Here is an 8,575-nt window from a genome sequence, read left to right on the forward strand (position 1 = left end):
AAATTCCTTCCTTTTGAGAGATGATTTATTCATTATACCCTCTCTTAAAAGTTGTCTCAGGAATCAGCTTACATCCAGCTTACTGTACGTAACAATTGTCAATTTACATTAATCTATTTATCTTGAGTTTTTATCTAACTCGCGTTATATTGTCTATGTAAGGAAAATGAATTGTTCATCCAATTCATTTTCCACCAATCATCAGTACTATTTTTGTGGGAGAGTAATCGTCTTTTGACGGTTACTCTATTTTTTCGTCTTGAGCATGATGATCAAACGCACTATCATTGTTACGATATTGATAGCTGTTTGAGCAATGCACAAGAACAAATAAATATTGTCCACTGCAATAGCACCTTTCATTAGTTTTCATTTTGATACCCCCCATCATCAAATTTGTCTGCTGAGGTATTCAAAAATAGTCACTAAAACGATTGGTGACTTCGAATTCAGAATTCTGAATTGTCCGTCTATATATTAAGTACGTAATTATTGTCAATTTACGTTAATCTATTTATCTTGAGTTTTTATCTAACTCGCGTTATATTGTCTATGTAAGGAAAATGAATTGTTTGCCCAATTCATTTTCCACCAATCATCAGTACTATTTTTATGGCAGAGTAATCGTCTTTTGACTGTTACTCTATTTTTTGTCTTTAGCATGATAATCAAACGCACTAACATTGTTACTATATTGATAGCTGTTTGAGCAATGCATAAGAACAAATAAATATTGTCCACTGCAATAATACCTTTCTCTAGTTTTCATTTTGATACCTCCCATCATCAAATTTGTCTGCTGAGGTAGTCAAAAATAGTCGCTAAAACGATTGGTGACTTCGAATTCAGAATTCTGAATTGTCCGTCTATATATTAAATACATAATTAAACTTCTATTATTTTAAATTTATTATTTTTGTTTAGTTCCTTGCCTATCGTTTTTCAACTACACTCAAATTTCTAAAAATTGAACTAGTCTAAGTCCTTGGTATTTCCTGGCTTAGACTAGTTCAAAATCTATACTTTCTTATAAGTTAAAACAAATTCGGCAATGATTCAATTAACGAATCATTGCCGAATTTTCATTTTTCTACGAAATCAAACCGTGTGCATTTGCACAGGTTAATAACCGATTTTTATCTCGCTCTTAATATTTTTCTTTACCTAAGACATTCAACTTTTCATCAAAGTCATAAACAACTGGTTGGCCAGTAGCCATTTCCAAGTTGATGATATCGTCGTCTGAAATTTCTTCGATATACTTGCTTAGGGCACGTAATGAATTACCATGGGCTGCGATGATGATATTCTTACCATCAAGCAACTTAGGTGCAATTTCATCTTCCCAAAGAGGCATTACACGTTCAAGGGTAACTTTAAGGTTTTCGCCACCAGGGATCAACTTAGGATCCAAGTTTGAGTAACGACGGTCTTGAGCAGCTGAGCCTTCGTCAGATGCATCCAACAATGGAGGCAAAACGTCGTATGAACGACGCCAAGTGTGAACTTGGTCTGCGCCAAATTTGTCGGCTGCTTCTTGCTTGTTTTGGCCTTGAAGTGCGCCGTAGTGACGTTCGTTTAAGCGCCATGTCTTAGTTTCTGGAACCCAGATTTGGTCTGATTCTTCCAATGCGTAATGAAGAGTCTTGATAGCACGCTTCAAGACTGAAGTGTAAGCATAGTCAAATTCAAGTCCTGCTTTTTTGATTGCACGACCAGCATTCTTAGCTTGTTCAACGCCTTCTTCGCTCAAATCAACGTCAACCCAACCAGTAAATTGGTTAGATAAGTTCCATTCACTTTGTCCGTGACGAATTAATACAAGTTTTGCCATGAGATAAAAACCTCTTTCTTCTTATTTAGACGGCTGTTCACCACAAGTGATGTTCAGCACAAATTTTATACATTCTCCATTTTACTCTGAAACGGACTAAATCGAAACCCATTTTGACAAATTAATCCGGCTTCGCAGTCTCAACCGCTTTTTTATTTTTACCAATGTGCTTCACGTCCAGTAAATCAAGGAAGAAGACGAAAATAGGTACTCCGACAATCAGGCCCCACACGCCGAAGAAATGTTCACCAACCATCAGGACTACGAAAGTATAAAAGACGGGTAATTCAGTACGGTTGGCCATGAATTGTGGATTCAAAACGTACGTTTCAATCGCATGGACGACCACAATCATAATGATAATGTAGGCTACTTGTTTAAAGCCACCTTCGGAGTAAGCAATGATGCTCAGTGGAATACTGGAGACAATCACCCCAGCGACGGGTACCAAGCTAAAAATAAAAATCATTAATGATAACGTTAAAATTTGTGGCATTTGCATAAAGATTAAGCAAATAGTGGTGATAATCGTGTTCGCAATGGCGATGGAAAATTGAGCACCAATCACGACCCCAAACGTATTGACGAATTTGCGACCGAAGTATTCGATATCACCAAAGAACCAGGCGAAATCGCCGGTTTTAAAATTCTGGGAGAAACGATGCAGTTGCTTGAGTTCGACTGCGTAAAAGAAACTGAGAACAAATGATAAGAAGAACGTGAACGCCATCGAGCCAATGCTGGTGGCATAGCTGAAGATGAGTGTGACGCCTTTTTTCACTTGTTCGTTAATGCTGGAAACACTGACGTACTTGTTGACGAATTTGTAAAAATCAGTCGTATTTTGATGATTGTAAAATTGGACCAGTGAATCAGTCATCTTAATGATTTGATTAACCAGCTGTGGTAAATAATTAATAATCCCGATGTACAGTCCCCAGATAATCACTATGTAAGTGACAATCACCAGAATGCTACTAGGAATTTTCGTATGTTTATGAACAAATCTGACGAAGTTTACCACTAAATAAGTGAAAACAAAGGTCAGTAATAACATGCTTAACATGGATTTGATCAAAAATAAGATTGCAATCAATAATGCTAAGACGGTGAATCGCCTTAATTTAACGTTCCCTAAAAAACTATGCCACGCTTCTACCAATGTAAATCCTCCCTACCCTTTACTAATTAGAGTCAATTATAACAGTCCAATCGACCATTCCAAATAAATACGATGATTAATTACCTTTCTTAACTATTTGCAATTTATTTTCCTGCTTCGATTTCCACGTAGGGCTGTTTTTAAACTTCTGTCCATTAAACGACACATTACTAACTTTTGGTTAGCAAGTTTTTCAATATAGGCGTATAATAACTGTCGTCAAACATTGGCATGGAGGATATTATGTTAGAGAAAACGTTTTATAAGCAATTTTTAAGCAATTCTTTCAACATCCCCGTTACCGTTACTTACTGGGATGGAAAATCCGAAACTTATGGCGAAGGCGCACCACAAGTTAACATCATTTTTAAAGAAGCTGTTCCAATTAAAGAAATTACAAAGAATGCTTCAATCGCACTTGGCGAAGCATATATGGATGGACGTATCGAGATTAAGGGTGATATTCAAGAATTGATTACCGCCGCTTATGAAAATGCAGATAGTTTCTTCCATAACAAAAAATTCATTAAATTCTTGCCTAAGCAAAAGCATTCAGAAAAGGCAAGTAAGGAAGATGTCCAAAGTCATTATGATGTTGGTAATGACTTCTACCGTTTGTGGTTGGATGACACGATGACCTATTCATGTGCCTACTTCACCAACGGCAACACGGACGATTTGTTCCAAGCACAACAAGACAAGGTGGATCACATTCTACAAAAGCTTAATCCGAAAGCAGGTAACACACTGCTGGATATTGGGTGTGGCTGGGGTACTTTGATGTTAACCGCGGCCGAAAAGTATGGTTTGAGAGTCACCGGGGTGACGTTGAGCCAAGAACAATTTGACTATGTCACTCAACAGATTAAAGACAAAGGTCTCGAACATATTGCTGAAGTGAAGTTGCTTGATTATCGTGAACTTGGCGATCGTCAATGGGACTATGTAACTTCAGTCGGGATGTTTGAACATGTCGGTGAAGAAAACCTTGGCGAATATTTCAAGGACGTTAATCGTTACTTGACTGATGATGGCGTGGCATTAATTCATGGTATCACTCGTCAACAAGGTGGAGCTTACAATGGTTGGATTAATAAGTATATCTTCCCAGGTGGTTATGTGCCTGGTTTGACTGAAAATATCCAACATATTGTTGATGCTGGTATGCAAATCTCAGATATGGAACCACTCCGTCGTCATTATCAACGGACGCTTGAAATCTGGGATGATAACTTCAACGCCAAACGTCAAGCTATTGAAAAGATGCAAGGAATCAACTTCACTCGCATGTGGGATCTTTATCTCAATGCCTGTGCTGCATCCTTTGAATCTGGTAACATCGATGTCATTCAATTCTTGATGACTAAAGGCCCTTCTGGCCGTGTATTACCTATTACAAGAGATTATATGTATGAAGCTCAGAGTGAGACAGTTCACGAATAGCTTTTAAGCACTAATAGATATAGGACATTATCCGCACTTGGGATAGTGTCCTATATTAATTAGGCGCAGAAAGTTGTGAACTGGAACACGATTAAAGAGAGTGAGAAAATCTACGCTTAAATCGTGAGTTTTTAACTATAATATTTCTAATGCCTGTACTTTAGGTGTTAGAAATATTTTGTTAAGTGAACGATTTGTGGATTTGAACACGATTATGAAATGAATGTTAAACAAGCCGTTTAACTTCGGAGCTTCTAACAAGAAATAGCGTGAATCAATTAGATTTTTAATTGATTCACGCTATTTTGATTTAGGTGACAAAGTTGGTTTATATACACGTTGCAGCACAATAATATTAACGATTCAAAATTAATAAGTCCTCACGCAACAATACCATCATCTCGTCCGATAATTCCGTCTGTGATAATTCTTCTGGATGGTTAATTTGATACACGTACACATTAATAATGCCACTAGTGATGTACTTCAAGGTGGCAATTTTATGCTGATGAATAGACATCACGTCCGCTAACGTGGCAAACAACATAGATTCCAATTTATTCACCAATGCATCTTGGCGGTGATTTAGACAAATAATTTGAAACTGCGATTGGTAGTCTGAAAAGATCTGATTAAAGATACCTAATAAAGTTTCCGCATCAACTGGCTGGTGACTCAACTGCGACTCAATTTGAGTAGAAAAGTCCTGCAAATAATCATCGAAAATTTCCATGATATTGTCGTAGTGCAAATAAAACGTACGACGACCGATATCGGCACGTTCACACAATTCGGTCACAGAAATGTCTGCTAAACTTTTTTGGTCCAATAATTCAAATAACGCTTCTTGTAATCCGCGTTTTGTTTTTGCCACCCGTCGATCCATCTTATCCACCTTCTTCACTTTTGAGAATTAATGCACACTTTTATGTAAATAGTGATTGTTATGGTACTCCTATTGAGTTTATATTATACACATTAATTAGGAGGTAGCAATTATGTATACAATTTCTGAAGTGATGAAAATTATTTACGCTCATCAAAATTCAGTCGTTTTCATGGCATTATTAACGTATTTATTTGGCTTTTTGCAATATGGTACAAGTATTGCAATGCAAGTAAAGGATAGAGAATCACCCTTTTACTTTTGGATGCACGCCTGGTACTTTGGCCATGATTTGACCTTTTCATTGTTATTCCATCAATGGTTTGTCACGATTCACTGGTGGTTGTTTGAAGTATTATGGTTTGGTTGTGTAATTTTTGTCGGTATTGAATTATTCTCACTTTTCATGTCTGTTAAATATGAACGCAATATTATTTGGAAGAAATATCTTCACCGAGACGTAAGCGAACGGACTGGTTGGATTATGGGGATTTTCGGTTATCTAACTGTTTTGGCTATTACGCTTAGGACTAGGTGACCACATCTGTTTGATTTTGATGATGTCAACTAATGCTATCCTGGCGATGGCTGTTTCATGGAAGCTACAAGAAATGGGCGACCGTCGCTTCGGTACCATTGCTTTAGGTTGGTTTACACTTTTTGGTACTATCTTTACTTTCTTACCAAAAGGATATGGCTTCTTCGCAACCGCCATTACCGTCTTAGATTATACTTGGTTCTCACTCCTGGGAATCATCTGCATTATTTACGCACTGAGATATTTATGGATTGCCTACCGTTATCCAGTTAACTCACTTGCCAAAAATTAATCATTAACATAAATGCATCTGACCGTTAAAAGTCAGATGCATTTTTTCTCTTCCAAGTCCTTCATATTTGCTCCCTTCCCGGTTATTTGGTTAAATTGTAACGTAGTTCATCGATAAATTTGATCAAAACGACTCATTTTTTTGAATCAAAGTCTTAACGAAAATCAATAATAAGTCTGTGATAATATACACAATATTTAGTTGTGTATTTACAACTCCATTTTAATTGGCAGCGTTTACATCTTTTTCATTTGGTTGGTTGCCGAAACAAACTAAATGAGTTATACTATCTTTTGAAAGCGGTTACCAATGTGAACCGTGTCTCAATCTTATTATTTTGGATCGTATCAAGGAAGGGGAACACTTATGACAAATACTGGGAGACATATGTCTACTAAGTTTATTTATTTCTTTGGTGCTTTAGGTGGCTTACTGTTCGGTTATGATACAGGGGTTATCTCAGGTGCTATGCTCTTCATTAACAAGGAATTGAATATCGCTGCAGGTTCTTTCGCAAACGGTTTCATTACCGCATCAGTTCTATTAGGAGCTATTCTGGGTGCTGCAATTATTGGACCACTGTCAGATCGACTTGGTCGTAAAAAGCTACTATTGACTTCTGCTGTTATTTTCTTCGTTGGAGCAATGGGTTCAGGCTTTGCGCCAGAATACTACGTCTTAGTTAGTTCACGAATTTTGTTAGGGGTTGCCGTTGGGGCTGCTTCAGCCTTGATTCCAACTTACTTGGCAGAACTTGCACCTGCTGAAAAGCGTGGTGGAATTGGAACGTTATTCCAATTAATGATTATGACTGGTATCTTCTTAGCTTACGTTTCTAACGAATGGCTTTCACCACAAGGGATGATTGGTTTATCATCAGCTGTTGGTTGGAGATGGATGTTAGGTTTAGCTGCTGTTCCTGCTGCTATTTTGTTCTTTGGTGGACTGTTCTTACCAGAATCACCACGTTTCTTGGTTAAAAAAGGCCAAGTGGATGAAGCACACAAAGTGTTACTCCAAATCAACCCAAATGAAAAAGCGGTTGAAGAAGAATTACATGATATCAAACTACAAGCTCAAATTCCTTCAGGTGGTTTCAAGGAATTATTCGGACACATGTCACGGCCAGTCTTGATTATGGCAATCGGGCTAGCGGTATTCCAACAAGTCATGGGTTGTAATACTGTTTTGTACTACGCACCAACAATCTTTATTTCAGCTGGCTTTAGCGAACATTTCGCCCTTCAATCACATATCATTATTGGTATCTTCAACGTGGTTGTTACTGCTATCGCTGTGATGATTATGGATAAAATTGATCGTAAAAAGATGTTAACTTTCGGTGCCATCGGAATGGGTGTTTCACTCTTCGTCATGTCAGCTGCAATGTTAGTTCTTAAAGCTGGTGATGGTAACTTAGGTTCATGGATTTGTGTTATTGCTTTAACTCTTTACATCGCCTTCTTCTCAGCAACATGGGGCCCTGTAATGTGGGTTATGATTGGTGAAGCCTTCCCACTTAACATTCGTGGTTTAGGTAACTCATTTGGCGCTGTGGTTAACTGGACAGCTAACTTCGCCGTTTCACAATCATTCCCAATGTTATTAATTGCCTTCACACCTGCTCATGCAGCTAACGCTGAAGGTCAAGGGATTGCTAAATTGTTCCTTATCTATGGTGCACTTTGTTTCGCCGCTATCTGGTTCATTGCCAAATACACGATTGAAACTCGTAACCGTAGTCTTGAATCAATTGAAGCTGATCTTCGTTCTCAAGCACATGCTAAAGGCTATACTGAAGAAGGAGAACCTACTTCAACTAAACCTTTATCAAATTAATTATCTTAAAGCACGGTCGCAAGTTGGCTGTGTTTTTTTAATGCAATTAAATAGCGCTGCAAATTAATTGATTGAATTAATTTGCAGCGCTATGTTTTATATTTTAATTTGTTGTTTCATTAACGTTTGTCGTTAAGTTCCAGTTTAAACTTTTAGTATAAGAACCGGATTTAACGGAAGTCCCACGGTCGATAGCCAATGAGATGGCTTTCCCAACCTTAGTTTGAGCTTGGGCATCGTTGGCTGCCTCAATTTGCGTAGATGTATTATCTTCGAGCGAAGTATTGCCAATTTTAATGGTTGCGCGACCTGAATTTAAAATGTCAGCGCCTTGACTTGATCCATCAGTCCCCTGTGTCCATTCACCAGGAGTGACACTGAGTGTACCACCAAATTGCTGAAATGTCGCATTTAATTAACATTGTTATCAAATATTTTAGAGAATTATACTTAAATTTCGAAACAATAAAAATATTTTATATTTAACCCGGTTTAACAGCATTCAGTGAACTACTCCGGGAATAAATTCCCGGGCTTCTAGGAACACCGCATACTTGCCTATCACTCTTTGAATGATACGT

7 protein-coding genes are annotated in these 8,575 nt (G+C 37.7%); 4 read left to right on the plus strand and 3 right to left on the minus strand.

The genetic code is table 11. From position 1 onward, the window contains the following. Positions 1–1,147: 1,147 nt before the first annotated feature. Both FFM59_RS09135 and FFM59_RS09140 read right to left on the minus strand, forming a co-directional pair. Positions 1,148–1,834 carry a 2,3-diphosphoglycerate-dependent phosphoglycerate mutase gene (locus FFM59_RS09135; protein ID WP_137602731.1) on the minus strand — a complete coding sequence of 229 codons (687 nt, stop codon included), beginning with the start codon at positions 1,832–1,834 and terminating at the stop codon, positions 1,148–1,150. Positions 1,835–1,955: 121 nt separating this feature from the next. Then, positions 1,956–2,996: an AI-2E family transporter gene (locus FFM59_RS09140; RefSeq protein WP_137602732.1), complete on the minus strand. Its 1,041-nt coding sequence runs from the start codon at positions 2,994–2,996 to the stop codon at positions 1,956–1,958. Positions 2,997–3,239: 243 nt separating this feature from the next. On the opposite strand from FFM59_RS09140, the gene FFM59_RS09145 reads away from it, so the two are divergent. Continuing rightward, positions 3,240–4,439, plus strand: coding sequence for an SAM-dependent methyltransferase (locus tag FFM59_RS09145; RefSeq protein WP_137602733.1), 1,200 nt, complete (start codon positions 3,240–3,242; stop codon positions 4,437–4,439). A gap of 355 nt (positions 4,440–4,794) precedes the next feature. Here FFM59_RS09145 and FFM59_RS09150 read toward each other — a convergent pair whose 3' ends face one another. Continuing rightward, complete coding sequence (locus FFM59_RS09150; RefSeq protein ID WP_137602734.1) at positions 4,795–5,325, minus strand: TetR/AcrR family transcriptional regulator; 531 nt, start codon at positions 5,323–5,325, stop codon at positions 4,795–4,797. A gap of 112 nt (positions 5,326–5,437) precedes the next feature. Between FFM59_RS09150 and FFM59_RS09155 the strand changes: the two genes are divergently transcribed. The 3 genes from FFM59_RS09155 to FFM59_RS09165 all read left to right on the plus strand — a co-directional run bounded on the left by FFM59_RS09155 (position 5,438) and on the right by FFM59_RS09165 (position 7,994). Next, positions 5,438–5,863, plus strand: coding sequence for a hypothetical protein (locus FFM59_RS09155; protein WP_137602735.1), 426 nt, complete (start codon positions 5,438–5,440; stop codon positions 5,861–5,863). Positions 5,864–5,882: 19 nt separating this feature from the next. Continuing rightward, positions 5,883–6,155, plus strand: coding sequence for a hypothetical protein (locus FFM59_RS09160; RefSeq protein WP_137602736.1), 273 nt, complete (start codon positions 5,883–5,885; stop codon positions 6,153–6,155). 366 nt (positions 6,156–6,521) lie between these two features. Further along, on the plus strand, positions 6,522–7,994 hold the full coding sequence (locus FFM59_RS09165) for a sugar porter family MFS transporter (protein WP_137602737.1): 1,473 nt from the start codon (positions 6,522–6,524) through the stop codon (positions 7,992–7,994). The last annotated feature ends 581 nt before the right edge of the window (positions 7,995–8,575 follow it).

This window comes from Paucilactobacillus nenjiangensis (genome assembly GCF_005405445.1).
GTDB lineage: Bacteria > Bacillota > Bacilli > Lactobacillales > Lactobacillaceae > Paucilactobacillus > Paucilactobacillus nenjiangensis.

Bases quoted from the DNA above. Each gene is read 5' to 3' on its own strand.
- FFM59_RS09135 (WP_137602731.1), bottom strand. From the start codon at position 1,834: ATGGCAAAACTTGTATTAATTCGTCACGGACAAAGTGAATGGAACTTA.
- FFM59_RS09145 (WP_137602733.1), top strand. From the start codon at position 3,240: ATGTTAGAGAAAACGTTTTATAAGCAATTTTTAAGCAATTCTTTCAAC.
- FFM59_RS09150 (WP_137602734.1), bottom strand. From the start codon at position 5,325: ATGGATCGACGGGTGGCAAAAACAAAACGCGGATTACAAGAAGCGTTA.
- FFM59_RS09155 (WP_137602735.1), top strand. From the start codon at position 5,438: ATGTATACAATTTCTGAAGTGATGAAAATTATTTACGCTCATCAAAAT.
- FFM59_RS09160 (WP_137602736.1), top strand. From the start codon at position 5,883: ATGATGTCAACTAATGCTATCCTGGCGATGGCTGTTTCATGGAAGCTA.
- FFM59_RS09165 (WP_137602737.1), top strand. From the start codon at position 6,522: ATGACAAATACTGGGAGACATATGTCTACTAAGTTTATTTATTTCTTT.